General features: G+C 73.1%; 9 protein-coding genes. 3 read left to right on the top strand and 6 right to left on the bottom strand.

Annotated features, from left to right (window positions below; translation table 11 throughout):
- Positions 1-75 precede the first annotated feature (75 nt).
- From WMF45_RS04645 to WMF45_RS04635, 3 genes are read right to left on the bottom strand one after another with little or no spacing between them, the layout of a single operon-like run.
- Complete coding sequence (locus WMF45_RS04645) at positions 76-7,884, bottom strand: beta-ketoacyl synthase N-terminal-like domain-containing protein (protein ID WP_437715757.1); 7,809 nt, start codon at positions 7,882-7,884, stop codon at positions 76-78.
- Between the two features lie 11 nt (positions 7,885-7,895).
- On the bottom strand, positions 7,896-15,641 hold the full coding sequence (locus WMF45_RS04640) for an SDR family NAD(P)-dependent oxidoreductase (protein ID WP_437715756.1): 7,746 nt from the start codon (positions 15,639-15,641) through the stop codon (positions 7,896-7,898).
- Between the two features lie 26 nt (positions 15,642-15,667).
- On the bottom strand, positions 15,668-17,317 hold the full coding sequence (locus tag WMF45_RS04635) for a PfaD family polyunsaturated fatty acid/polyketide biosynthesis protein (protein ID WP_437715755.1): 1,650 nt from the start codon (positions 17,315-17,317) through the stop codon (positions 15,668-15,670).
- 476 nt (positions 17,318-17,793) lie between these two features.
- On the opposite strand from WMF45_RS04635, the gene WMF45_RS04630 reads away from it, so the two are divergent.
- Complete coding sequence (locus WMF45_RS04630; RefSeq protein WP_437715754.1) at positions 17,794-20,373, top strand: ATP-binding protein; 2,580 nt, start codon at positions 17,794-17,796, stop codon at positions 20,371-20,373.
- 49 nt (positions 20,374-20,422) lie between these two features.
- Here the strand turns inward: WMF45_RS04630 and WMF45_RS04625 are convergent, their stop codons facing one another.
- The gene (locus WMF45_RS04625; protein WP_437715753.1) at positions 20,423-21,172 is read right to left on the bottom strand and encodes a hypothetical protein; all 750 of its coding nucleotides are present in this window, start codon (positions 21,170-21,172) and stop codon (positions 20,423-20,425) included.
- A gap of 347 nt (positions 21,173-21,519) precedes the next feature.
- On the opposite strand from WMF45_RS04625, the gene WMF45_RS04620 reads away from it, so the two are divergent.
- Entirely contained in the window at positions 21,520-22,698 is a 1,179-nt protein-coding gene (locus tag WMF45_RS04620) for a hypothetical protein (RefSeq protein WP_437715752.1), read from the top strand.
- Between the two features lie 83 nt (positions 22,699-22,781).
- Here the strand turns inward: WMF45_RS04620 and WMF45_RS04615 are convergent, their stop codons facing one another.
- Both WMF45_RS04615 and WMF45_RS04610 read right to left on the bottom strand, forming a co-directional pair.
- On the bottom strand, positions 22,782-24,131 hold the full coding sequence (locus WMF45_RS04615) for an MBL fold metallo-hydrolase (protein ID WP_437715751.1): 1,350 nt from the start codon (positions 24,129-24,131) through the stop codon (positions 22,782-22,784).
- A 293-nt stretch (positions 24,132-24,424) separates the two neighbouring features.
- Positions 24,425-25,234 carry a transglutaminase-like domain-containing protein gene (locus WMF45_RS04610; RefSeq protein ID WP_437719489.1) on the bottom strand — a complete coding sequence of 270 codons (810 nt, stop codon included), beginning with the start codon at positions 25,232-25,234 and terminating at the stop codon, positions 24,425-24,427.
- 556 nt (positions 25,235-25,790) lie between these two features.
- Between WMF45_RS04610 and WMF45_RS04605 the strand changes: the two genes are divergently transcribed.
- Complete coding sequence (locus WMF45_RS04605; RefSeq protein ID WP_437715750.1) at positions 25,791-26,564, top strand: acyl-CoA desaturase; 774 nt, start codon at positions 25,791-25,793, stop codon at positions 26,562-26,564.
- Positions 26,565-26,912 lie beyond the last annotated feature (348 nt).

Here is a 26,912-nt window from a genome sequence, read left to right as displayed (position 1 = left end):
TCAGATCTCACTCTCCCGAGCACAGAGCGGCATTCGACGAAATGCAGGTGTGGGAGCGGGCAGAGACGGCCCGGCTCACCCCCCGAGCCGCCTCCCGAGGAGCCGCGCGGCGAGCTTCCGCAGCCAGTCCGCCCGCCGCGCGTCGGGCGCGACGAGCCGCCCCGTGCGCGCGGCCTCCAGGATCGCGGCCGTCTCCGGGGTCGGGTCGGCGCACGCCTGCAGCACCCGGAAGACCGTCGCGTCCTCGTGCGCGACGCCCGCCTCCTCCACCCAGGCGTCCACCGACGCCGCGAACGCAGGATCCCCGGGGAACGGCTGCTCGACCGCGTTGCTCGGGCCGAGCCCGTTGATGCCGCTGATCACGAGGTCCTTGCGATCCTTGTAGGTCAGCCCCGCGAGCTCCTCGGGCAGCAGCGGGCGGCCGATCCAGATGTCCTGCACGCCCATGCCGAGCGGGAACTCGAGCCGCCGCTCGAGCGGCTCCGGCGGCAGCGCGCCGGAGAAGCGCACCGGCACAACCGGGACGCCCACCGCGAGCGCCATGTCGATGAACGAGCCGCTCATCTTGCGCACCGGCGTGCGGCACTCGAGCGACCGCGTGCCCTCGACGTGCACCATCACGCCCTTGCCGGCCCCCTGCATCTCGGCCCCGAGCTCCGCGATGATGGTCCCGAGCGACGCCTTGTCCTCGCGATCGAAGTACGTGATCACCTTCGGATCACGCGCGCCTGGGTACGCGAAGCAGTGCGCGAGCATCGTGCCGAGCCACGTCGTCCGGTGCTCGGCCTTGGCCAGCGTGACCGTCGAGACCTCCGTCAGGCCAGACACGGCGATGCCGAACAGCAGCGACTCCACGCCGACCTGGTGGTTGCCGAGGTAGAGCAGGCTCCGGCCCTTCACGGCGCGGAACGCCTCGGGATCGACGACGTGCACCCGGCGGATGAACCGCTCGATGAGCCCGAAGTACAGGTCCTCCGCCGGCCACCGGCCGATGCCCATGGCCGCGCCCCAGTAGCGGCGGACAGGCGCGATGTCGATCACGGGCGGGCCCGCGTCGCGGACAACGACCTCGGATCCCTCGCGCGCCACGGTGAACGGCCAGCGCGTCAGCGGCTGCGCCGAGGAGACGCCGGCGAGGGACACGGTCGACGGGTGCACGCCGGCGCGCCGCGCGACGTGGTCCTTCACCGCCGCCGCCTCGACGAGGTCGCCCGACGCGGCGTAGAGCTGCGCCACGGTGCCGGGCATCCAGTCCATCGTGCGCACGTCGGCGGGGCTGCATCGCGCCTCGCCCGACGCGGCGTCGACGCGCGAGACACCGAGGTCGACCGGCGCGCGATCGCGCAGGAACGCCCGGCGGATCCCGGGAGGCGCGCCGCCGATCGGACCCTGCGGGAGCAGCACCTCGACAAGCCGGAGCTCCAGCCAGACGCGCTCTCCCGCCGCGGCCCCGGCCTGCGCGATGGCCTGCACCCGGAACGAGACGAAGCGATCGTCACGGCCCTCGTAGCGCACCTCCACGCGCACCGGCGACTCGGGCGCCGGCCCGTACAGGCGGAGCGACGGGATGCGCGACGGGAACGCGATCTGGGCGGGAGGGCACTCCGGATCCCACAGCGACAGCCGGTCGTGCGGGATGGTGTGGGTCAGCGCGTCGAGCATGCCCTGGTGCAGCGTCCCGGGGGGCACCGAGCCCCTCGCAGGGTCCAGCACCGCCGATGACCCGCGCGCGCCGAGCCGGAGCGCCGTGAGGTACTGGAACGCAGGGCCGTGGAACAGCGTCCCCGCCGCGTACGGATCGTCCGCCTCCGGCGCGTCGAGCGCCGGCTCCGGCGCCGGAGCGGTCGGGTAGTCACGGGCCACCCGCACGCGGCCGGTGCACACGGGCTCGAACCGCGAGAGCGCCGGGTTCGAGGCCTCGCGCCACGCGAGCAGCCGGACATCGAGGACGTCGCCCGATCCGGTCGCCTCGGCCTTGACGCGCACCGGCCCGGGCACGGGCAGCCAGCGCTGCACAACCACGTCCTCCACGGCCACGACCACGCTCCCCGGGCGCGCCCGCAAGGCGGCGCCGGCTAGCCGGTCGACCATGCTCATCCCCGGGAGCGCCGGGACCGTCCACGTGGGGCGGTGGTCCGCGACCCACCCGTCCGGGTCCAGCACCTCCTCGACGTCGTCGAGCGCAGGCGCCGGCGCGGCCTTCGCCGCGGGCTGCTCCTGCGGGCGCAGGCGCGGGCTCCCGCCCACGGCGCCCGGGAGCGAGGCGAGGCGGCGCGCGCTCGCGCGCGGGTCGAAGCCCACGTCCCGCCGTGCCCGGGGCGAGGCGCCGTCGACGATCCGCACGCCGAGCGTCGCTCCGTAGATGCGCAGGCCGTCCACCCAGAGGTAGGACTCGGCGATGACGTAGGGCCCGCGGTCGTCGCGGCCGACCTCGAGGATGTCGGTGTCGACAGTCACCCGCCGGCTGGCCGGCAGCACCTGGCCCCGGTACCGCCAGGAGTGCTCGTGCCCCGTCATCACGGGCTCGAACCGCGGGTCGCGGAGGCCCGCGTGGAGGTCCTGGTGCAGCATCCAGAACTGGATCGTCTGCAGCATCGCCTCGATGCCGAGCGAGCCTGGCTGCACGGGATCGCCGAGGAAATGAGCCTTGAAGAACCACTCCGACGCGTGGACATCCCGCCGCGCGCGGAGCCGGCCGAGCCCCTTCCGGCCGCCGGCCTGCCACAGGCCGTCGATCCGGTCGATCATCAGCAGCGACGGCCGCGCGAGCCCGAGCTTGCCGCCGCAGTACCGCGCGGGGCGCTCGCGCAGATCGACCTCGAAAGCGGACGGCTCATCGAGCGCGGCGACCTCCTCGGGCCTCGGCGGGATGCCGATCTGCGTCGCGAGCGCGGCCTTCGGGAAGAAGCCGAACACCGTGTCGAGGTCGTACACCCGCGCGCCGCCGAGGCTGCACTCGACCCGGAACGAGAGGATGATCATGCCGCCCGACCGGGACATGTTCGTGAGCCGCGATCGGGTGCGCAGCGCGCCGCCGCCCGGCGCCGGCAGGACCTCTGCGTGCAGCGTGCCCTTGCCGTCGAGGTTGCGGAAGTACAGCGCGTTGTCGGTCGAGAGCGCGCAGCCGGCGTAGCTCGCGAGCCAGCCGCACGTCTGGAGCGCGGCCTCGAGCACCACCGCGAACGGCATCGTGAGGCTCGCGTTCTCGTCGAAGTACCACGCGTCCTCCGGAACGTCGTACTCGACCTCGACCTCGGCGCCGGCCTTCATGGACGCCATGGGGCGCGAGACCGACAGGACCCGGCTCATGAAGTGGTACGGCGGCCCGGGGAGCCGGGCGACGTGCTGGCCCCCGTCGAACCTGCGGTAGAGCGGGCCGAACGCGTCCGACGGCCGGCCCCAGGCGCACGAGAGCAGGCTCCGGTAATCGAACGGGAAGCCGCCGGCGTCCGCGTGTCCCGCCGAGACGGCGCCGTCCGGCGGCGGCGCGCCCGTCTCGGACCAGGGGACGCGCGCGACCGGCACCGGCTCGACGTGGCCGTCGAGCAGCTCGTGGGCGCTCGTCAGCGGCCAGTCGGGGCTCAGACGCAGGCCCACGCGGCGGGCGTGGAACGCCTTGAGGCCGTCGACCGTGCACAGGAAGTCGGCGAACACCGTCGGGCACGGGCCGTCGTGGACCTCCTCGACGAACACCTCGTACGTGAGCACGCGGCTCGTCGGGACCACCTGGCCGCGGCAGCGGAGCAGGTACGGGATCTCCGGCACGGGCTCGAAGCGAAAGCCGTCCGCGTCCACCGTGAAGCCCATGGCCGCCATGTAGAACGCGAGCGCCTGCAGGCAGCCCTCGAACATGAGCGTCCCCGGCATGCAGGGGTCGTCCTTGAAGTGGCCCTCGAAGTACCAGCCGTCCTTCGTGATCGGCAGCGTGGCCCGGAGATAGCCGCGCTTCCACGGGCCGCCCGCCGGGTCGAACACGTCGACGCGATCGAAGAACAGCATGGGCGGGGCGCTGATCCGCGGCGTCCTGACGTGGGTGCTCAGACGATCGAAGCCGGGGCCGAACGCCGCCGCGCCGTCGCCGGCCGCGAACGCGAGGAGGTCGGCCCGGTCGAACGCGGACTTCCGGCACGCGATCCGGGGCGGATCGAGGCGGGCGGTCGTCGCGTGCTCGGCGGTGTCCGCGTCCCAGAGGACGCCGCCGGAGCTCGCGAGCTCCTCGTCGGTGAAGAAGCCGGCCTGGCCCTTGCGCGTCTTCAGGCGCAGCTCGCCGCCGATCCGGCAGTCGTAGTGGAAGAAGAACAGGCGGACGTCGCCGTGCTTCGCGTGCCCGTCGACGTGGATGTCGTAGACGAGCGTGTCGCCCGGGCGCGGCAGGCCGCCGTAGAAGGTGAGCTCGCAGCCGAGCAGGCGGTAGACGCGCTCGCCCTTGTTCTCGAAGTCGGCGCCGAGCCAGCTGATGAGCAGCAGGTCGGCCTGGCCGCTCTCGATCATGACGCCGGCCGGCATGGCGCCGTCGTGCAGGTACCAGGAATCCCACCGCACGTCGGTCTCGGTCCACATCGTGCCGAGCTTCATCGAGCCGGGCTCGGCGTCGATCCCGGTGACCCGATCGGCGAGCAGGAGCGGCGGCATGGGCATGCGCACCTGGCGGCGATAGGCGTCCTGCCGGGCGAAGAGCGGGCCGAACACGTCGGAGATCCGGCCCGAGGCGAGGTGCTCGAGCTGCTCGCGGCTGAACCGGGGGCCGCGGGGCGCGACGGAAGGCGCCGCGGAGAGCACGGGCTGGGCGGAGGGACGCGGCGCAGGCGGCGGCGCGGCGGGGCGCGGCGGTTCAACGACACGCGGCGGCTCGAACGGACGCGGCGGCTCGAACGGATGCGGCGACTCGGCACGAACAAGCTGCGGCGACTCGGCACGAACAAGCTGCGGCGCAGCGGCGGGGCGCGGCGTCTCGACCGGGCGCGGCGTCTCGACCGGGCGCGGCGCCTCGATACGGACCGGCGCGGCGTGGGGCACCTGCGCCAAGGAGGCCTCGACCACCACCGCGGCCGCGCCCGACGACGCCTGCACGAGCGAGTCCAGAGCGCGCTGCCGCATCTGAAGGAACCGACGGTGGACCTGGGCCTGCTGCTCCGCCCACTCCTTGTGGATCTGCGCCAGCTGCACGGTGAACGCCGCGGCGCCGGCGATCACGTCGCCCGGGATGTCCACGGCAGCGGCCGCGACGACGGCCGGTCCGACCGGCGGCGGCTCCTCTGCGAGGCTCGCGGCGACGGCCGTGACGACCGCCGGTCCGACCGGCGGCGGCTCGCCCCAGGACGGCGCACGATCCGCGTCGGCGGCAGAGAACCCCGTGGGCCCGGGGTACAGCGGCGGCAGGTCGTCGAGAGCAGACGGCAGAGGCGGCGCAGGTTCCATGGAGTCTCCGGGGGATGAACAGGAGGCCGCGCCGGGCACGACGATCGCCGGCGGGTGGGCGGGGAGCGTGAGCGTCGGCCCCTCCGCCGATCGCGGCGGCGGGAGCGGCGCGGCGGGGCCGCCGGCCCCGATGCGGACCGACAGCGAGCCGCCGCCGAGGCCGGCGCAGCGGACCTCGGCGACCCGGATCTCGTCGGACCACGGCGCCCCGTCGGGCTTGCGGCCGTGACGGCAGGCGAGCACCGCGGCGGCCACGTGCAACAGGCCCGAGGCCGCGTGCGCGTGGCCGAACCGCGGCGCGAGATCCGTGGACGACAGCACGAGGCCAGGGTCGGACGGCTCGTCCACGACCACCGCCAGGACCGGGTGCCGCTCCCGGACGGCGTCGTCGAGGCGCTCGAGCACGAGCACCACGGCGGCGTCGCCGGGGGGCAGGCGGACGCCGAGCGCCTCGAGCGCGGCCGCGTGGGCGGGCTCGCACGAGAGATCCACCGCGCCGACGATCGCCGCGTCCACCCCGCCGGCGCGCAGGGCGCGGGACGCGACGCGCAGCGCCCAGGGGCCGGACAGCTCCTCCGCCGCGATCGTGAACGACGGCCCACCGACGTCGAGCTGGCTGTTCAGCCGGTTCGCCGGGATGTTGGGCATGTTCCCGACGACGCCCGCCGCCTGAAGCGCAGGGATGATCGCGTCCCGGAGCGCGCCGACGTCGACCGACGGACCGAGCCGCGCCGGCGCCGTCTCGGCGAGCCGCCATCGCGTCATGTACCGGCACACCTCGGTGTCGGCGCCCATACCAATGAGCACGGCGGTGCGATCGCGCGGCAACGCGAGCCCCTCGGTGGCCTCGATCGCCGCCTCGAGCAGCAGCGTCTGCTGGGCGAGCGCCTGCTGCAGATCGCGCGGCGGGAACCGGAGCCGATCCGCGGGCAGCGCGACCGCCGCCCGGCGCGGATCCGCGCCGCGGCCCGAGAGGAGCGGCTCCGCGAAGGCCCGGACGCCGCTGAGCTCACCGACGCACAGGCCCATGGCCACCACGGCCAGGGGGCCTGCCGGCGCGGGGCGCCCGGCATCGACGGGGCGCGAGGCCGCTGCGGCGGCCTGCGGCGCGGCGTGGGCCGCGTGGCCCCTCGGCGAGGACGGCTCGTACGCCTCCACGAGGAGGTGGGCGTTGTTCCCACCGAACCCGAACGCCGACAGGCCCGCGAGCCTCCGCCCCTCCCACGGCTCGGCGCGCTGCAGCACCCGGAAGGGGCTCGAGGCCACCGCCTCGCTCAGCGGAGCGGCGTGCAGCGTCGGCGGGCGGACGCCAGCGGCCATGGCGCCGAGCAGCTTGAGGAGCCCGGCCGCGCCGGCCGTCGTCACGAGGTGACCGAGGTTCGACTTGAGCGAGCCGAGCGGGACCTCGCGGGAACCGAACACCTCCTTGAGGGTCGCGATCTCGGTCGCATCGCCGAGGGGCGTGCCCGTCGCGTGGCACTCGAGCAGCCCCACGTCGCGGGGATCGAGGCCCGCCATGGCGTACGCAGCCCGCATCGCGCGCAGCTGGCCCTCGACGGAGGGCGCCAGGAGGCCGCGGCCGCGGCCGTCGTTCGACAGGCCGATCCCGCGGATCACGCCGAGGATCGGCCTGCCCGCGGCCTCCGCGTCCGACAGGCGCTCCAGGACCACGAACGCCGCGCCCTCCGCCGGGACGAGGCCGTCGGCCTCCGACGAGAACGGGCGGCTCTGCCCGGTGCGGCTCATGGCCGACAGCGCGCAGAACCCGATGTGCATGAACAGGTCGTCCGAGCGGCACACCGCGCCTGCGAGCATCCGGTCGACCTCGCGGTCCTGCAGCCGCTCGCAGGCGAGCGCGATCGCGTACAGCGACGACGCGCACGCGGCGTCGAGCGCGAACGCCCCGGCCCCGAGGCCGAGCACGTCGGCAAGCAGGTGGGCGGGCAGCCCCGACATGAACCGGTTGCGCGGATCGGGCCGCGGGACGCCGGCGAGATCGCCGAGCCACGTCGACTCGACCCACGCCGACATCGCCGACGACGGGAACGAGAGGTTCCCGAGCACCGCGCCCGCGCGCTCGGACCGGCCCTCGTGCCCCGCCTCGCGCAGCGCCTCGCGGCCCGCGTGGAGCACCCACTGGAAGAGCGGGTCGAGCGCGAGCAGGGACTCCGGCGGCCCGCCTCGCCGCGGGAACGGGTCGCTGGCGAGCACGCGGCGGAAGTGCTCGTCGAACCCGGTGACGTAGCCGCCGCGGTCGCTCCATGCGCGGTCCTTCGCGTCGCGCACGTCGCGCGCGTCGCGCGCGGAAGGCCCCGCGAGGGCGCGCTCGCGCGAGAGGCGCCAGCGGCCGTCGGGGGCGGCGGACAGGAGGTCCCTGCCGGAGAGCACGTTGTCCCAGAGGGCCGCGGGGTGGAGCGCGCCCGGGAGGACGCACCCGCGGCCGACGATCGCGATGGGCTCGAACACGCTGGCCTCGATCACGCCTGGCCGCGCGCCGTGTCGGGGCGCAGGACGTACTGCACGTCGCGCAGCTCCGCGACGAGCGAGCCGCGGTCGTCGACGAACGCGATGTCGGCCTTCGTTCGATCGCGGGCCACGATCTGCCCGCGCACCACGGCGCGCAGCGGGCCGTCGGACGGCCCCTCGGCGAAGGTGTGCAGCGCGCCCACGGACATCGGGAGCGCCGCGCCGCCGAGCACGTGCTGCGTCCACAGCGTCGCGAGCTGCAGCCCGCCGTCGAGCGCCGCCGGATCGGTCTTCCACGGCTGGGCCACCCAGCCGGCCTCGCGGAGGCCCACGACCGTCCCCGCGATCCCGTCGCGGCTCACGCCGTCGAGCCGCCGGATCACCTGGAAGTCGCGGCCGTGGAAGAGCGTGCGGCCGTCGTACAGCTCGCCGCCGGCGGGCCACGGGCCGAGCTCCGGCGCGGCCGGGCCCTTCGGGGCCACGCGCCCTTCGGGCTGCTGCATCTGGATGGTCGCCGCGTAGTGCAGCGCCCCCTGCGGCCCGCGCAGCTCCGCCGCGAGCACCGCGCCGTGGCCGTTGCTCACCTCGCGGCAGTCGACGCGGAACACCTCGCCGCCGGACTCGAACGCCGCGAGCTTGATCCCGCGCAGGACCCGCACGTCGCGGAGCTCGGTCACGACGAGATCCGGCCGGCACGCGCGCGCGGCGCGGGCGAACCACTCGAGCGCGATCACCACCGGCACCACGGGGACGCCGTTGATGGCGTGATCGCCGAGGTACGGGTGCGTCGCGCGGTCCGCGCGGACGGCCAGCGCGACCCGGCCGCCGTGGCCCTGGGCCGCGAGCGCCTTCGGCTCCGCGCCGAGCACGAGCTCGACCGCGCCGGGCGGGGCGCCGCCTTGCGCGCGCGCGCCGCGATCACCCGAGGCGTCGCACAGCTCGTCGAGGAGCATCTTCGCGCCAGCGGCGATCGGGATGAGCGGCACGCCGAGCTGCGCGAAGTGGGCCTCGAGCGCCGCGTTCACCATGCCGCCTTGCCAGGGGCCCCAGCCGAGCGACTTCACCCGGCAGCCCGGGCGGCGGGCTGCCTCGGCGGCCGCGACCTTGTTCAGGACCTCGTTCGCCATCGCGTAGTCGCACTGCCCCTTGTTGCCGCCGCGCGCGGCGATGGAGCTGAAGAGGACGATCGCCTTGAGCGGGTCGCCCGCGGTCGCGCCGAGCAGGGCCCGGAGGCCGTCGACCTTCGTGCTGAACACGCGATCGAACTGCTCGACCGTCTTCTCGGCGACGAGCTTGTCGGCGAGCACGCCGGCGCCGTGGACGATCGCCGTGACGGGGCCGAGGGCGCCGCGCACGCCGTCGAGCGCCGCGGCCACCGCCCGCGCGTCGTTCACATCGACAGGGACGTAGAGGGCCTCGCCGCCGGCGGCGCGGATCGCGTCGAGCGTCGCGCGGACCTCGCGGTTCGCGAGGATCTTCGCGACGCTCCGGCCGATCTCCGCCGGGGTCATCCGCTGGCCCGCGGAGGTCGTCGCCTTGATGAGCGCCGCCTTGAGCGCGGCCTCGCCGTCGGCGCCGCGGCAGGCGGCCGGCTCGTCCTCGAGCGCGGTGCGGCCGAGCAGCGCGAACCGCGCGTGGCTGGCCTTGGCGAGCGCGATCAGCGTCGCCGCGGTGACGCCGCGTGCGCCGCCGCTCGCCACGACGACGTCGGACGGCCCGAGGGGGAGCGGCCCGGGCTGCGCGTCCTGCCGGACGCTGCGCGGCGTGGTGCGCCGGCCGTCCGCGCGCAGGCCGATCTCGAGCTCGACGCCGCCGGACAGGAGCTCCGAGGTGATGGCCTCCGCGAGCTCGCCGTCGGAGCGGCCGGCGCGCTCGAGGTCGATCGCGCGGCAGGACGCCTCGGGCCACTCCAGCGCCGCGGTCTTCACGAGGCCCGGCAGCCCGCCGACCCAGGCTCGGTCCGAGCCCGCGAGGCCGAAGTCGCCGCCGGTGTCCTGGACCGTGACGAACAGGGCCGGCTTCGCCGCGATCGCCTGGGCCGCGAAGAACGCCTCGCGGTGGACGGCGAGCGCCTCGTCGGCCGTGACCAGCTCGCGCAGGCCGCCGAGGAACACGGCGCCGCGCGCGCCGCGGGGAACGGCGGGGGCGTACTCGGCGGCGATCCCGCGCGCCGCGAGGGCGGCGACGAGCGCGGGGCCGATCGCGTCGTGGCCGGTGACCACGAGGGTGCCTGCGTCGAAGAGGCCGGGTATCGCGAGGCCGGCGGCGGGCGCCGGCTCCTCGACGAGCGTCCACCGGCCGAGGGGCGCGGAGGCCGGCTCCTCGGCGGGCTCCGCCGGGGCAGCGCCGGCGGTGGCAGCGGCGGGACCGAGGCTCGCGCGGAGGTGGTCGACGACCTGCCCCAGCGTGCGCAGCTGCGCCAGCGCCGACGCGTCGACCTCCGACAGCCCGGGCGTCCGATCGCGGACCGCCGACAGGATCTCCACCCGCTTGATGCTGTCGATTCCGAGGTCGCTCTCCAGCTCCATCTGCAGCCCCAGCATCTCCGCCGGGTAGCCCGTCGTCTCCGCGACGACCGCCATCACCACACGCTCCACCTCGGCCGCGCCAGGCGCTGCGGCGGGAGCGACGGCAGGCGCCGTGACGGCAGACGCCTTCGTCGCGGGCGCGGCGGTAGCCGGACCGGCGCTGGCGGCCGGAAGCGAGGCGCGAAGGTGGTCGACGACCTGCCCCAGCGTGCGCAGCTGCGCCAGCGCCGACGCGTCGACCTCCGACAGCCCCGGCGTCCGATCGCGGACCGCCGACAGGATCTCCACCCGCTTGATGCTGTCGATTCCGAGGTCGCTCTCCAGCTCCATCTGCAGCCCCAGCATCTCCGCCGGGTAGCCCGTCGTCTCCGCGACGACCGCCATCACCACACGCTCCACCTCGGCCGCGCCAGGCGCCGCGCCGGACGCGACTGCAGGCGCCGCGACGGCAGGCGCCTTCGCGGCGGGCGCGACGGCAGCCGGACTGGCGCTGGCGGCCGGCCCGGCGGCCGGAAGCGAAGCGCGAAGGTGGTCGACGACCTGCCCCAGCGTGCGCAGCTGCGCCAGCGCCGACGCGTCGACCTCCGACAGCCCGGGCGTCCGATCGCGGACCGCCGACAGGATCTCCACCCGCTTGATGCTGTCGATGCCGAGGTCGCTCTCCAGCTCCATCTGCAGCCCCAGCATCTCCGCCGGGTAGCCCGTCGTCTCCGCGACGACCGCCATCACCACACGCTCCACCTCGGCCGCGCCAGGCGCCGCGCCGGACGCGACTGCAGGCGCGGTGGCGGCAGGTGTAGCGACAGCCGGGCTGGCGCTGGCGGCCGGCCCGGCGGCCGGCAGCGAGGCGCGGAGGTGGTCGACGACCTGCCCCAGCGTGCGCAGCTGCGCCAGCGCCGACGCGTCGACCTCCGACAGCCCCGGCGTCCGGTCGCGGACCGCCGACAGGATCTCCACCCGCTTGATGCTGTCGATGCCGAGGTCGCTCTCCAGCTCCATCTGCAGCCCCAGCATCTCCGCCGGGTAGCCCGTCGTCTCCGCGACGACCGCCATCACCACACGCTCCACCTCGGCCGCACCAGGCGCCGCGCCGGGAGCGACGGCAGGCGCCGCGACGGCAGGCGCCTTCGCGGCGGGCGCGACGGCAGCCGGACTGGCGCTGGCGGCCGGCCCGGCGGCAGGCAGCGAGGCGCGGAGGTGGTCGACGACCTGCCCCAGCGTGCGCAGCTGCGCCAACGCCGACGCGTCGACCTCCGACAGCCCGGGCGTGCGGTCGCGGACCGAGGACAGGATCTCCACCCGCTTGATGCTGTCGATGCCGAGATCGCTCTCCAGCTCCATCTGCAGCCCGAGCATGGAGACGGGGTATCCCGTCTTGTCCGCGACCACGTCGAGGACCAACCGCTCGATATCGACACGCGGCGCAGCGGCGACCGCCGCCTGCGTTGCCACGGCGGGCGCGGCGACGGCCTTGGACACTGCCACCGCCGGCGCCGCGGCTGCGGCCTTCACAGCCGCAGCAGGCGCCGCTGTGGCCGCCTTCGCTGTCACGGCGGGCGCTGCAACTGCCGCCTTCGCTGTCACGGCAGGCGCTGCCTGCGCCGGCAGCGCAACAGCCGCAGGGAGCTCCCCGCCTGCGCCGTTCAGGCCGTCCCGTACCACGTTGCTCCTGCCCTCGCCCGAGCGCGCCGTCGGCGCCGCTGCAGGCCGTACGGACGCCTCCGAGACAGGCCCCACATGCACAGGAGCGAGGAGAACCGGCGCAGGCCGTACCTCGGAGACCGTCGTCGGAGCGACCGGGTACGGAGCGCCGGTCGCCAGCGCGGCGAGCCCTGCAAAGGACGCCTCGGCGGCCTGGAGGAAGGCGATGTGGCTCTCGGCCATCGTGCGCTGGTACACGCTGTGGGCGTCCGCCGTGGCGCGCTGCGCCTCCTGGTACGCGGCCAGCCACGACGCGCTCGCCGCCGGCCGCGACGCGCTCACCACAGCCGTCGACGCGCTCACTGCCGGCCTCGATGCGCTCACCCCAGGCGCCGACACGCTCGCCACCGCAGACGGGCTCACCGCCGGCTGCGACGCGCTCACGAGCGGCCGCGGCGCGCTCACTGCCGGCGCCGACGTGCTCACCACCGCCCGCGGCGCGCTCACCACAGGAGCCGGCGCGCTGACCACAGGCGCCGGCGCGCTCACTGCCGGCACCGACGCGCTCACTGCCGGCGCCGACGCGCGCACTGCCGGCTGCGACGCGCTCACTCCCGGCCGCGACGCGCTCACTGCCGGCGCCGACGCGCTCACTGCCGCCTGCGGCGCGCTCACCACCGCCCGCGGCGCGCTCGCCACCGCCTGCACCGCCTCCGGCGCCGGCTTCTGCGCCGCCCGCGGCGCGCTCGCCGCCGGCAGCGCCTTCGCGCCCCCCTGCGGCGGGTACGGCTTCCCGTAGTTGCTGCCGTTGATCTGCAGCGCCAGCTTCGGCTTCGGCAGCGCCCGCGGATCGCTGGGCGCCGCGAAGCCTTCCCACAGGACCCGCGGGTCCAGCGGCACCCCGGCCACGGCGAGCCGCGCCACCGCCTCGAGCAGGCTCGTCACGCCGTGCTTGCCCTTGCGGTCGAGCGCCACCGCCCGGTGCGGCCGGCCGCTCAGGATGTCGCCGACCAGGTTCGTCAGCACCGAGCCCGGCCCGACCTCGACGAACGTGCGCACGCCGTCCGCGTACATCCGCTCGATCTCCTCCACGAACCGCACCGGCTCCGCGAGCTGCCGCGCCAGCCGGTCGCGCGCCGCGTCGCCGCCGCCCGCGTACGGCTCGATCTCCGCGTTGCTGTACACGGGCGCCGCCGGCGCCTCGACAGCGATGCCCGCCAGGAACTCGCGGAGCGGCGCGCTCGCCTCCGCCACGAGCGGCGAGTGGAACGCCGCGGCCACGTCGAGGCGACGCGCCTGGATCCCGGCGCCCTTCAACCGCTCCTCCGCGGCCTCGATCGCCGCGACCGAGCCCGACAGCACCACCTGCTTCGGGCCGTTGTGGTTCGCGATCACCACGCCGCCGAGGCCGAGCGCCCGCACCTCGTCGATCCCCCGCGGGACCGCGATCATCGCGCCCCGCTCCGACGACGCCGCGCCCATCAGCTCGCCGCGCCGCCGCGCCACGCGCAGCAGGTCCGCCGCGGACAGCGCGCCGGCCGCGTGCAGCGCCGTGATCTCGCCGAAGCTGTGGCCCGCGAACGCCTCGGCCCTCACCCCGAGCGCCGCGAGCAGCGCGAGGTGCGCGAGGCTCGTCGCGCCGATCGCCGGCTGCGCCCACCGCGTCTCGCGGAGCCGCGCCTCCTGTGCCGCCCGGTCCTCGTCCGAGAACACCGGCCGCGGGAACACCACCTCGTGCAGCGGCGCGTCCGCGATCGCGACCCCCGCCGCCGCGTCCCAGGCCGCGCGGGCCGGGTCGAACGTCATGAGCGCGTCCGCGCCCATCCCGACGTACTGGCTCCCCTGCCCCGGGAACAGGAACGCCACCCGCCCCGGCGCCTCCCCGCTCGCGCAGTGCACGAGCGGCGCCGAGAGCGCCTGCTCCGGCCTCGCCTCGAGGTGCGCCGCGACCTGCTCGAGCTTCTTCCTGAGATCCGCCTCGTCCGTCGCGCACAGCCCGAGCCGCGCCGGCCTCGACGCGTCGAACGAGAGCACCGACTCCCGCGCCAGGAAGCGCAGGATCTCGGGCACCTCCGCCTCCTTCGCCAGCGCCCGCGCGCGATCCGCGAGCGCCGCCGGCGTGTCCGCCGACAGCAGGACCAGCTCCGCCGGCAAGGCCCGCACCCGCCACGCCTTCGGCGCCGGGCCCGTGTACTCCTCCAGCGCCACGTGGAAGTTCGAGCCGCCGAAGCCGAACGAGCTCACCGACGCACGCCGCGGGTGGTCCCCCGGCCGGATCCACGGCCGCGCCTGGGTGTTCAGATAGAAAGCGGTCTTTTCTATGTCGAGCTTGGGGTTCGGCTTGTCGACCTTGATGGTCGGCGGCAGCACCTTGTGGTGCAGCGCCATGATCGCCTTGAACAGGCCCGCCGCGCCGGCCGCCGCCTTGGTGTGGCCGATCTGCGACTTCACGCTGCCGAGCGCGCACCACTGGCGGTCTTCGCGCCCCGACTCGTCGAACATCACCCGCAGGCCCTCGAACTCGGCCGCGTCGCCGGCCTTCGTCCCGGTGCCGTGCGCCTCCATCAGCTCCACCGTCTCGGGGCCGTACCCGGCGGCCGCGTACGTCCGGCGGAGCGCCTTCGCCTGCCCTTCCGGCACCGGCGCGTACACGCTCTTGCTCCGCCCGTCCGACGAGGAGCCGATCCCGCGGATCACCGCGTAGACCCGGTCCCCGTCGCGCTCGGCGTCGTCGAGCCGCTTGAGCGCCACCATCGCGATGCCCTCGCCGAGCAGCGTGCCGTCGGCCTTGTCGGAGAACGGCCGGCAATCGCCCGACTTCGACAGCGCGGGCGTCTTGCTGAAGCACATGTACATGAAGGCGTCGTTCATCGTGTCGCAGCCGCCCGCGATCACGAGATCCGACTGGCCGAGCGCCAGCTCGTTGATCGCCATCGACATCGCCGACAGCGACGACGCGCACGCCGCGTCGGTCACGCAGTTCGTCCCGCCGAGGTCCAGCCGGTTCGCGATGCGCCCTGCCACCACGTTCCCGAGCAGGCCTGGAAAGCTCGACTCCTGCCATGGCACGTAATTGCCAGCGATCTTGTCGCAGGCGCGCTTCACCTCGTCCTCCGGATACCCGAGATCCCGGAGCGCCTTCGCCCACACAGGCCGCTGGATCCGGCTCACCATCGAGGCGAGCAGCTCCTGCGCGGAGGTGACGCCGAGGATCACGCTCATCCGCTCGCGGTTCATCGACTCGAACTGCCCCTGCGCCGCGTCCTCCAGGACCCGCTTCGCCACGATCAACGCGAGCAGCTGCGTCGTGTCCGTCGCCGGGACGATCGAGGGCGGGACGCCCCACTCGAGCGGATCGAACGGCACATTCTTGAGAAAGGCGCCGCGCTTCGCATACGTCTTGTCCGGGGCGGACGGGTCGGGATCGTAATAGTCCTCGACCAGCCAGTGGGTGCTCGGGACATCCGTGATAAGGTCTGTCCCGGACAGGATATCGCGCCAGAAGCCATGCGCATCGAGCGAGCCGGGGAAGATGGCGCTGACGCCGACGACGGCGATGTGCGGGATACGCGAAGACGAAGGATGCATGAGGACCTCGGCAGGTGGTCAGGCGCTCAGGCGAGCGGGCGAGGAGTGAAGTGGAATGCGGCGCTCGGCACGGGGACGCCGTACGTCCGGAGCTGCTGCGCGCGCGTGACGACGGCCGCGCCCTCGAGCAGGTTGCGCGCGACCTGGACCGCGGTGCGGCTCGCCGGGTCCTCGAGGAACGACCCCTTGACCCAGCGGTTGAACGCGCCCATGGCCGGGCCGCACCAGATCTGGTAATCGGCGCGGCGCTTCGGGTCCCCGGCGATCGCCCACTTGCTGGACATGCCGAGATACCAGCGGAAGATCAGCGCCATCTTGTGCTTCGGCTCGCGCGCGGCGCGCTCGAGCTCGGCCGGGTCGCGCTCGGCGAAGAACCGCTCGCAGCCCGCCCACACCTCGTCGCACGACATCTGGAACAGCTCCCTCTCGATGCGCGCGCGCACGTCGCCGGGCAGCGACTCGATGGAGTCGTGGGCGACGTAGAGGTCGTAGAGCCGCTGCGCGCGGACACCGAACATCGTGCCGCGCTTGAGCACCTGGACCTGCACGCCGAGCTCGAACATGTCGGCGGCCGGCGTCATCACCACGTCCGGGAGATCGGCCTGGGCCAGCATCTTCTTGCCCTCGTCGGACAGGCCCGACTCGATGCACGACTGGTTGACCGAGCCCGTGAGCACGTACGCCGCCCCGAGCGCGAACGCGGCGGCGATCGACTCCGGCGTGGAGAGGCCGCCGGCTGCGCCGACGCGGATCGGCCGGTGATACCCGTACTTCGCCGCGAGCTCGTCGCGGACGCCGAGGATCACCGGGAACAGCGCGACGAGGGGCTGGTTGTCGGTGTGACCGCCGGAGTCCGCTTCCACGGTGATGTCCTCGGCGACCGGGAGGCTCCGCGCGAGCTCCGCCTCATCGCGGGTGAGCCACCCGTTGCGAACGCAGGTATCGAGGATCTCGGCCGGCGCTGGCGACAGGAAGCGCGCGGCGACCTCCGGGCGCGAGATCTTGGCGAACAGGTGGTTCTTCCGGTCGACGCGGCCGTCGGGCAAGCGCTTGACGCCGCTGTAGGCGAACCGCACGACCATCGGGTTCAGGCCCATGTAGGCGGCCGCCTCGGCCCGCCGGACTCCCCTCTTCAGGTAGAGCTCCACCGTGTCGCTCTCCAGCCTGGGCTGGTTCGGAGCGTGGATGAGGTTGCAGCCCCAGGTGGGGCCGTCCGTCCCGAGCGCCGCCGAGATCTCGTCGATCGCCTGCTCGATCCGGTGCAGCCCGAGGCCTGCGGCGCCGAAGAACCCCATCAACCCTGCGTTGGCCATCGCGATCGTGAGCCGCGTGGTGTGGATGCCGTTCGCCATCGCGCCGGCCACGTACGGGAAGCGCAGGCCGTGGACCTCGACGAAGGAGCGGTCTCCGAGCCACTCCGGGTACAGGGCGGGCAGCGTTCCGAGCAGCGGGAACGTCGGGACCCCGTTGACCTGATCCTCGCGGAGGACAGCGCCGCCGCGGGACACGCCGACGCGCCCATCGGGCGTCTCACGCACCACGTGCACCGGCTCTCGCACGCAGGAGACGGCCTCCCGCAGATCGGTCGATGTGAACGCGGGGAGCCAGGGCCCGCTGCGCCAGATGCCGATCGGCTGGAGGCCGGCGCTGCGGATGACCTGCGGATCCTCAATCATGCTGAGCTGCCTCCTAATGACAAGCACGGCCTCTATAACACCCGTCGTGAGCGGCCCGCGGTAATGGTTCGGTCACGGCGCAACGGCGGGACGGACCCCTTCACCAGGGGATGAAAGCGCTTTCCCTCGGCTCCTCTGCGCCTGACGCGCCCTCGTGACGCACCGCGCCTTTGTTTCGTGACTGTCACGCGCACCGCGGCGCGGCGCTCACCGCGCAGGCGCCGGAGCAGAGCTGGTGCGGTTCAGGGCCAGTGGGACGAGGCCAGCGGCGCGCAGGCCAGCGCGGCCGGGAGGGCTCGACGGCGCCGACACCAGGCGCTACCACAGCGCCCGGCGGCGAGGTGAGCGGCGGATCCGACGCGCCAGCCTGCTCGGGCGTCATCTTACACGACCGCACGCGCTCGACCGCGGCGTCCCGGTGCTGAGCAGGTTTGATGTCGGCCGCGCTCGCCTTATGCTCCTGTGACGATACGACGATGAGACGTCTCTACCGCCTCTCTGGCAAGATCAGCAGGCTCCTCACGGCCCGTCGGACGCGCGAAGCACGCGCGCAGACGCCCCGTGTGGCGCCGCCGGACGAGGCCCCGACTGGCACCGCCGCCCAGGAATGGACGCCGGGGCCCGTCGAGCAGCAGCAGGCGGTGCTCAAGTACGTCATCGCCAACGTCCCCCACGCCATCTTCTGGAAAGACCGTCACGGACGGTTTCTCGGGGGAAATCAGAACTTCCTCAACGACACCAACACGAAGGTGCTGGAGAACCTCGTCGGCAAGACCGATTACGACGTGTGGGGCAGCAAGAACGCGGAGTGCTTCGTGCGCATCGACCGGGAGGTCATGGAGGGCGGCACCCCGATGCTCGACGTCGAGGAGCCGCTGCTCCGCCCGGACGGCGAGCAGCGGTTCCTGCTCACCAGCAAGGTGCCCATCCGCGACGAGCGCGGCGAGGTGACGGGGATCCTCGGGATCTACGCGGACATCACCGAGCGCAAACGGATGGAGATCGAGCTCCAGAAGGCCAAGGAGGCGGCGGACGCCGCGGCCTGCGCCAAGGGAGAGTTCCTCACGGTGATGAGCCACGAGCTCCGGACGCCGCTCTCCCTCATCCTCGGACCGCTCGAGTCGCTCCTGTCCAACCGGGACGAACCGCTCTCGCCGCGGGTACGGGCGGACCTCGAGCTCATCCAGCGCAGCGGGCGCCGGCTCCGCCGGCTGGTCGACGATGTCCTCGATCACCAGAAGATCGAGGCCGGGAAGATGCAGATCGACTGGGAGGCCGTCGACGTCGGAGAGCTCGTCTCGGACATGGTGGAGGAGGCTCGCCCGGCGGCGGCGCGCGGCGGGCTCGACCTCTCGATTCACGTGGATCCCGAGCTGCGGAGGGTCCCCGCCGATCGGCGCAAGCTCGAGAAGATCGCGCTCAACCTGCTGGGCAACGCGCTGAAGTTCACCCCCCCTGGCGGGCGCGTCACCGTCGACCTGCGGGCGCTCGATGGTCTGTTCGAGCTCTCGGTCGAGGACACCGGCCCTGGCATCCCGGCGGACAGGAGACACCTGCTCTTTCAACGGTTTCAGCAGATCGACGCCTCGGCGACGCGAAAGCACGAGGGGACGGGGATCGGGCTGTCGCTGGCCAAGGAGCTCACGGAGCTCATGGGCGGCACGGTCGGCGTGGAGAGCGAGCCCGGGGTCGGCTCTCGCTTCTTCGTGCGGCTCCCGCGCGCCGCGGATTTCCTGGCAGCGCGGCGGGCGACCGCCGCGCCCGAGCCGCCGCGATCGCTCAACGGCGCGGGCACCTACGAGCCCCCCCCGTCGTCGGTCAACCTCCGCGGCTTCGAGGTGCCTCCGCCGCCCCCCGCAGGCGCGCCCCGCGCCGACCGCGGCGCGGAGGGGCCGCGCGTGCTCGTGGTGGAAGACAACCCGGACATGAGATCGTACCTGGCGGACATCCTGTCGGCCGGACACGAGCTCGTCCTGACGACGAACGGCCGGGAAGCGCTCGAGTCGATCGCGGCGAAGCGGCCCGATGTCATCGTCTCGGACGTGATGATGCCGGAGATGGACGGATTCGAGCTGGTCCGGCGGCTCAAGGGGGATCCCGCGCTCCGGGACATCCCTGTCCTCCTCTTGACGGCGAGGGCGAGCGGCGCGGAGGCCGTGGGGGGGCTCGACGTCGGCGCCGACGAGTACATGAGCAAGCCGTTCGACCCCCTGGAGCTCAGGGCGCGAGTCCGCGCCGCCGAGCGGCTGCACCGCGCCTATCTGGAGCTCGCGGCGAAGAACGGCGAGCTCGCGGCGGCGCTGGATCGGCTCTCGGAGACGCAGCAGGAGCTGCTCCAGGCGGGCAAGATGGCGGCGATAGGGACGCTGGTGGCGGGGCTGTCGCACGAGATGAACAACCCGGTATCGGCCATCCTGATGAACGCCCAGCTGCTGCTCAGGCGGCACCGGAAGGGGCACGGCCTGCCCGACGAGGCCTCGCTCCTGAAGGCGCTCAGCACCATCGAGCGGCAGGCGATCCGGTGCTCGGATCTCGTGACGGCGCTGCTCGAGTACGCGCGCGGCAAGCCGATCGGCCGGGAGCCGTGCGACGTGCGCGCGGCGCTCCGCCGCGCGGTCGACCTGTCCGCGCCGCGGGCGCGCGAGCGCAGGGTCCACCTCGAGACCGACGGCACCTCATCGGCGCTGCCCGAGGTGCTCGTCAACGCATCGCAGCTCGAGTCGGCCTTGCTCAACGTGATAGGCAATGCGCTCGACGCCAGCCCGCACGGCAGCGCCGTGGTGGTCGAGGCGCGCCCGCTGCCGCGCGGGGACATCCACGGCGTGGAGATCGACGTGCACGACCACGGCTGCGGCATCCGCGCCGAGGACCTGAGCCGCATCTTCGAGCCGTTCTTCACGACGAAGCCGCCCGGGCAAGGGACCGGGCTCGGGCTGTCGCTGACGCACCGGTTCATCGAGGAGCACCAGGGCAGCATCCGTATCGAGAGCGCGCTGGGCGAGGGCACGACGGTGCGCATGTGGCTGCCCGCGCGGCAAACGGAAGGGGCGGAGTGAGGCGAGGGAGCGGGCGTTCGCGACCACGCCGACACGCCGGCCACGCGGGTCAGCTCGCCGGTGAGGCGCGGAGCTCCGCGGCGAGCGCCGCGCCCAGGGCGAAGAACGCCGGACGGGCGGGCTCCGGGCCGCCGCCGAGCCGGCGCTCGAGCCGCGCCGCATCCCAGCCGCAGGCATCGTAGGTCTCCAGCGCGTGCCGGTCGCGCCTGGACAGCCGGGCCCTCGCGCCGCGGAGCGCCGCGGTCATGGCCGGCAGCACCGCGGAGAGCGCGCGGCCGGTCTCCCCCCAGTCGTCGAGCGACGATGGGCTCTCCAGCACATCGACGACGAGGCCCGTGAAGAACAGGCCGACGACGGCCTCGCAGAGGCGATCCAGCGCGCCGCGCACGGCGTCGTCGCCCATCGTCCAGAGCGCCGGGTCCGGGTTGAAGTAGCCCAGGAACGCCTGCAGCATGAGCATCGGCGTCTCGGGCATCAGGAAGCGACGCTCGCCCCGCTCGCGCGACCGCCTGCGGAGCACGCGCATCATCGAGATCATGATCTCGCCGACCGCGAACCCCTGCTGCGCCTGCTCGTCGAGATCGTCGTCCATGTCCACCTCGACGCGGATCCCGGGGGCGAGCCGGGCGACGAACGAGATCCCGAGCGGGTGCACGAACAGCGTCCTCGTGGCGAGCATCTCGACGTCACGGAGGACATCTTCGGGGAGGACCGCCGCATAGGCGACGAGCGCGCGCTGGACCGCTCCGGTGAGGAGCGGGTCCTCGGGCACGTCGTCGACCAGATCGCCCAGGCTCATGATCGACTCCGCATGATCGCGCAATAGCACAGCTGGACCTGGACGAGGAGCGGCGCCCGCTTCGCGCCGAACGCCCTCGCTGCCGCCGGCGGCGGCGCGACATCGGATCTGTCATTTATTTGCGGCGAGCGATCTGTCATTTATTTGTGACGAGAGATCTCGTCATTTATTGATGACGAAGCGGGAGGGAGGCCATGGCGCCCCGCGACCCCCTCGAGCCGGCAGCGCACCGCGCCAGGCTCGCTCGGAGCCAGCGGCGCGACGTCAACGGATTTTGGCAGATCCGCCGGCGGCCGAGCGCGCGGCGTGCGCGCCGTACGGGCGTCCCTGTGTGGTAGCTTCGGCGCATGACCAGCGCGGGCGCGACGCTGCCAGTCCCGGTCGCGACGCCGCGTCGAGCCGCGTTGCGCGCCCATCTCACCGAGTTCCTGCTCGTCGGGGGCGCGACGCTCGTGCTCTTCCCGCTCGCGTGGCTCGCCCGCAGGGCCGTCGGGCTCGACGCGGCGGAGCTCGCGATCGGCTTCCTGACGTTCCACGCCGCGTCCGTGATCAACGATCCTCACTTCGCGGTGACGTACCTGCTGTTCTACAAGGACGCCAGGCGCCGCGCGTTCGGCGGCGCGTTCGCCCCGGCGCAGCGAGCCCGCTACATCCTGGCCGGCCTCGTGGTCCCGGTCGCGCTGCTCGCGTGGGCGATCGGGGCGCTCTCGACCGGCTCCGCGCGGTCCATGGGCTTCATGATCCAGCTCATGTTCCTCCTGGTGGGCTGGCACTACGTGAAGCAGGGCTTCGGCGTCCTGACGGTGCTCTCGGCGCGGCGCGGGTTCCGGTTCGGCCCCCTGGAGCGCAGGGTGATCCTCGCGCACTGCTTCGCGGCCTGGGCGTACGCGTGGGCGAGCCCGGCGGACCCAGGCAGGGAGGTCGAGGAGAAAGGCGTTGTCTACACGTCGCTCGCGCACCCGCCGGCGCTCGAGCCCGTCACCGGGCTCGCGTTCGGGCTCAGCGCGCTCGCGCTGCTCTGGGTGCTCGCGCGCAGGTGGCGCATGGAGCGGCGCCTGCCGCCGCTCGCGCCGCTGGCCGGTTTCCTCATCACGATCTGGCTCTGGACGGTCTACTCGAGCCTCGACCGGCTCATGGTGTACGTGATCCCGGCGCTCCACTCCGTCCAGTATCTGTATTTCGTCTGGCTCATGAAGCGGAACGAGGCGCGCGACGCCGAGGGCCCGCCGCTGTTCGGGCGCCCGACCGGCCTGCGCCTCGGGCTCCTGGCGGCGACCGCCGTCGGCCTCGGGTGGGTCGTGTTCCGCGGCGCGCCCGCGCTCTTCGATGGGGCGCACGGCGCGCTGGTGCTGAGCTCGAGCGACGGCGAAGCCATGTCCGACCTCGGCCCGACACCGTACTTCGCGGCCGTCTTCGTGTTCGTGAACATCCACCACTATTTCATGGACAACGTGATCTGGCGCCGGGAGAACCCCGAGACAGCGTATCTGCTGCGACCGGACGACCGAGGCAGCGCGGCCGGCTGAGCGCGCAGGCCGGCGCGGCGGCGCCTCGAGCCCCTGCCTCGGCCGTGCGAAGATCGGAGCGCCGGCCGCCCCTCAAGGCCGCTTCACGCCCTCCTCTTTGCGACCGCCCCCGCCGCGCGCGCGGCGAGCCGGGCGGCGGCCGCCGCGGCGCCGAGCGCCGTCGCCGCGACCAGGGAGACCCGCAGCCACGCGGCGGCGGCCTTCTCTCTCCGGTAATCGGGCAGGTACGGGCGGGCGGCGCGCGGCAGCACCCAGGCCTCGCTCCCGGGGCCATCGCCGCCGATCGCGTGCACCGCGCGCGCGAGGCGGGTGCCGGGGTACGAGCGGCTCTGCAGCCAGGCGATGAACCGGAAGAAAGGGACGTGGCCAGGCGCCTGCCGCTCCATCCAGGCGAGCGCGCGCTGGAGCTCGGCGGCCGCCGCGGGAGCGCCGCCGTCGCCTTCGAGTCGGTGCCATTCGCCATGGCCGGGCAGGAGCCACGCGAAGCGGAGGTGGCCGGCGCCCGAAAGCGCGACAAGGCGGCGCACGGAGCGGATCTGACGCCCCCAGTCGTTCCAGCACTGGAGCCGGAACGCCACGATCTGGCCGACGCGGCGCGAGTAGGCCAGGTGGTCGCCGGTGAACAGGAAGCGGCCCCGGTACAGCAGGCACATCGAGCCTGCGGTGTGGCCGGGCTGCGAGAGCACGGCGAGCTCGGCGCCGGCGAGATCGCCGTCGGCGAGCGGCGAGCCGTCGAGGGTCGTGGGCTCGAGGCGGTCGCTGAGCTTGATCTCCACCTCGGAGGTGGCCGGATTGCGCCCGTCGCCGCGCGGGTTCACGTCCGCGGCGCCGAGGACGCGGCGGCACCCGGGGAAGCGGGCCGCGAACTCGGCGTGGTGCGCGGTGTGGTCACCGTGGGTGAGGAAGATCCACCGCACGCCGCCGCGCTCTTCGAGGAAACGGAAGACGGCATCGGTCGGGCTCGGCAGGTCGACGAGCACGCCCCCGCCGGGGCGCTCGATGAAGTAGGCCGTCGCGCCCGCGTTCTCGCGCGCGGGGTGACCGAGGGCCCAGACGTCCTCTTCGATGCGGCGCGGCCAGGCGCGGAACGGGGCGCCGAGCGCGCCGGGCCGCGCTCGGGATGGCGACGACGATCGGAGGCGCAAGGCATGGACGGGACAGGCGGCGACCGCCGAGCGCGCCGCCTCGAGATCGGCCCGGCTCCGCGGCTGGCGCAGGATGCCGGTGAAGGCCCCTTCATCATAGGTGCCCGCGAGCACGGCGGGGCCGCGGCGCCGGACGTCGCCGTCCATGGCCTCCCAGTGCGCGGGCGCGACCTCGCCCAGGAGCTCTGGAGCGAAGTTCCTGCAAACGCCTGCACCACAGCAGGCGCGCGTGACGTGAAGTCGCCCCCAGTCTCCTTCATCGATACCGTCGCTCTGCGCGTTGTCCATAGGCGCGCAGACTACCACGCTGGCCGATAGCAGGCATGTGCGCCGACTCGCCTGAAGCGGCCGGACGTGCCGAGGCGGCCCCAATGCCATGACGCCATCACCACACCGCCCGATCGTCCAAGTTGCACACCACCGTCTCCTCTATCACCGACATTTGCGGCGGTGAAGCGCCGTCACATCGCTCCGGCGGCGGTCGAAGAAGGCAGCGCTGCGGCGCCTTCGAGCGAGCTCACGACGAGCACCCTCGCCGCCCCGACGAGCGCGGCCGCCGCGCGAGGCTGCCCCGGGCGGAGCTAGTCCACAATCTCATCCGTCCAGACACGGAAGCTCCGCAACGTGTTCTCGCCGAAGGTCGTGGTGATCGCCACGTCGGCGGCGTCGCGCCCGCGGGCGATCAGCACGCGCCCGATGCGAGGCACGTTGTTGCGCGCATCGAACGTATGCCACTCGCCACCGAGATAGGCCTCGAACCAGCCGGAGAAGTCCATCGTCCCGTGGGGAGGAGGTACGCCGATGTCGCCCAGGTAGCCGGTGCAGTAACGAGCCGGAATGTTCAGGCAACGGCAGAGCGCGATCGCGAGATGCGCATAATCTCTGCAGACGCCTCTCCGCTCGTTGAACACCTCCTCCGCCGTCTTGGTAGGGCTCGCAAACTCGTATCCGAAGGCGATGTGCCGATGAACGAAGTCGCAGACGGCCTGCACGCGACCCCAGCCGGTGGGCGACCGGCCGAACAGGTCCCATGCCGCCTCTGACAGGCGATCCGTCTCGCAGTACCGGCTGCCCAGCAAGAACACCAGCGTCTCCTCTGGCAGCGCATCGACGGGGTGTTGCTCGGCCGATGTCACGACGCGGTCCGGCGCGCCCGTGTCGTTCACCACCGCGTCGGCGGAGATCTTCAGCTGACCCGCCGGCGCGACGATACGGCTACACCAGTTGCCGAAGGCATCCCGGTAAGCTCGGACCGGGATCGACGGGCTGGTGAGCATGTGATCGGGCCGCACCAGATCCGATGCACGCGAGTAGTGGACGCTCAGCGTCAGGATCACCGGCGTCGGTCGTGGGAATTCGTAGAGCAGCTCGTATCCTACGCGGATCTGCATGCGTGCACCTCGATGTGATCGCGCGGCTCCAGTCACGAGCAGGACGCAGCGAGGCCCCCTGTTCTTGCGGCGCACGAACCGCCGCGCGACGGTCGGCCGCGCCAGCTCCCCGCCGCGATGGAGCGCTCGGACGAGCTATCCCACGTCAAGCTCGATGAGCCCGCACCGCGCGACGCCGCTGCGAGCCCTTGGACCCCGAGCGCGACGAATTCTTCGGCACACGCTCGAATGGCTTACTGAAACATTCTGTACGCAGCGCCCATGTATGTCAAGAACGATCCGCCGCCGCTGACGGTGAACGCTCGGCTCGTCGTGATAAGGCGGCGTGCGACGTCGCTTGCGTGATGCCGTGATGCGCTATGCCTGCAGGAGCGACGCGGCGCCTGGCAGCACAGCATTGTTTCCGGTCGATGAACGCGCCCGTTACGGACTCGCCTCCACGGACGAAATCGCGTGGCATAAGAACGCGCTCGCACGAGCGACGCGGCAACGGCCCTCGCGAATCGTGACCGTGAGCTGACCGCATGTGGGCCCAGCCTGGGTGTATAAGCGAGCCATGGAATTCGTCGCCATCCTGATCGCCCATTCGACGCTATCGGTCTTTTTCCAGACCTTCTTCCTGCACCGGTACGCCTCGCATCGGATGTTCACGATGTCGAAGCGCTGGGAACGGATCTTCCATCTCCTCACCTACGTCACGCAGGGCTCCTCGTACCTTGTGCCCCGGGCGTATGCGATCTTGCACCGCATGCACCACGCGTACAGCGACACCCCGAAGGACCCGCACTCGCCGCGCTACTACGCGGAGCCAGTCTCCATGATGCTGTCGACCGCGAAGCGCTACGACGCCATCTGCGACGGCACGGCGGAGGTGGAGCCGCGCTTTCTGGGCGGCTACCCCGAGTGGCGCGCGCTCGACCGCATCGGCAACTCGTGGGCCAGCCGCCTCGCGTGGGGGACGGGCTACGCGCTCTTCTACATCGCCTTCGCCACGCAATGGTGGCAGTTCCTGTTTGTCCCGCTCCACTGGACGATGGGCCCGCTCCACGGCGCCATCGTGAACTGGTGCGGCCACCGCTACGGTTACCGCAACTTCAACAGCGACGACGACTCACGCAACACGCTCGCCCTCGACCTCGTGACGCTCGGCGAGCTCTTCCAGAACAACCACCACAAGTACCCGCAGAGCCCGACGTTCGCGGTGCGCTGGTTCGAGATCGACCCGGCCTACCAGGTCATCCGCGTGATCGCCTGGATAGGCATCCTCCAGATGGCCGGCAGGCGCCAGGTCGCCCGGCTGGAGACCGGGACCACGGGTGCCGAGGGTTGAGCTCCCCTCCTTGGAAGAGACATCTCTCTTGAGGCCCGGGGCGCCGCGCCGCGAGAAAGCATCGTGCCGGTGAAATCGGTGTGTGCTCCGCCGATAAACGTGGAGCCGCGGCCGTGACCTCGTGATCGAATCGGGCGGCGCAGAGGGCACCTGGACGCTGTCCGGCGCGGTGCACGCCGGTCACGCATGGATGGGTCGCCATCTCGGCCGCCGAGGCCATGCGCTCAAGCGCGCTCGCTGGATGCAACCCCATCAACGAAAGGACCGGTTAAGAACCTGTCCCGGCAGCGCTCCAGGACAGGGCGCGCCGGCGGCAGCCGGCCGAACCTGCCGGCGATGCGCTCCCGG

The sequence above is a fragment of the Sorangium sp. So ce448 genome (assembly GCF_051520915.1).
In the GTDB taxonomy this organism is placed as follows: Bacteria; Myxococcota_A; Polyangia; order Polyangiales; family Polyangiaceae; genus Sorangium; species Sorangium cellulosum_B.
The sequence above is the reverse complement of the archived record's forward strand: the minus strand, read 5'-3'. Positions and strand labels throughout refer to the sequence as shown.

Coding starts and splice junctions, on each gene's coding strand:
- WMF45_RS04620 (WP_437715752.1), top strand. CDS start 21,520: ATGACCAGCGCGGGCGCGACGCTGCCAGTCCCGGTCGCGACGCCGCGT.
- WMF45_RS04615 (WP_437715751.1), bottom strand. CDS start 24,131: ATGGACAACGCGCAGAGCGACGGTATCGATGAAGGAGACTGGGGGCGA.
- WMF45_RS04625 (WP_437715753.1), bottom strand. CDS start 21,172: ATGAGCCTGGGCGATCTGGTCGACGACGTGCCCGAGGACCCGCTCCTC.
- WMF45_RS04640 (WP_437715756.1), bottom strand. CDS start 15,641: ATGCATCCTTCGTCTTCGCGTATCCCGCACATCGCCGTCGTCGGCGTC.
- WMF45_RS04610 (WP_437719489.1), bottom strand. CDS start 25,234: ATGCAGATCCGCGTAGGATACGAGCTGCTCTACGAATTCCCACGACCG.
- WMF45_RS04635 (WP_437715755.1), bottom strand. CDS start 17,317: ATGATTGAGGATCCGCAGGTCATCCGCAGCGCCGGCCTCCAGCCGATC.
- WMF45_RS04630 (WP_437715754.1), top strand. CDS start 17,794: ATGAGACGTCTCTACCGCCTCTCTGGCAAGATCAGCAGGCTCCTCACG.
- WMF45_RS04605 (WP_437715750.1), top strand. CDS start 25,791: ATGGAATTCGTCGCCATCCTGATCGCCCATTCGACGCTATCGGTCTTT.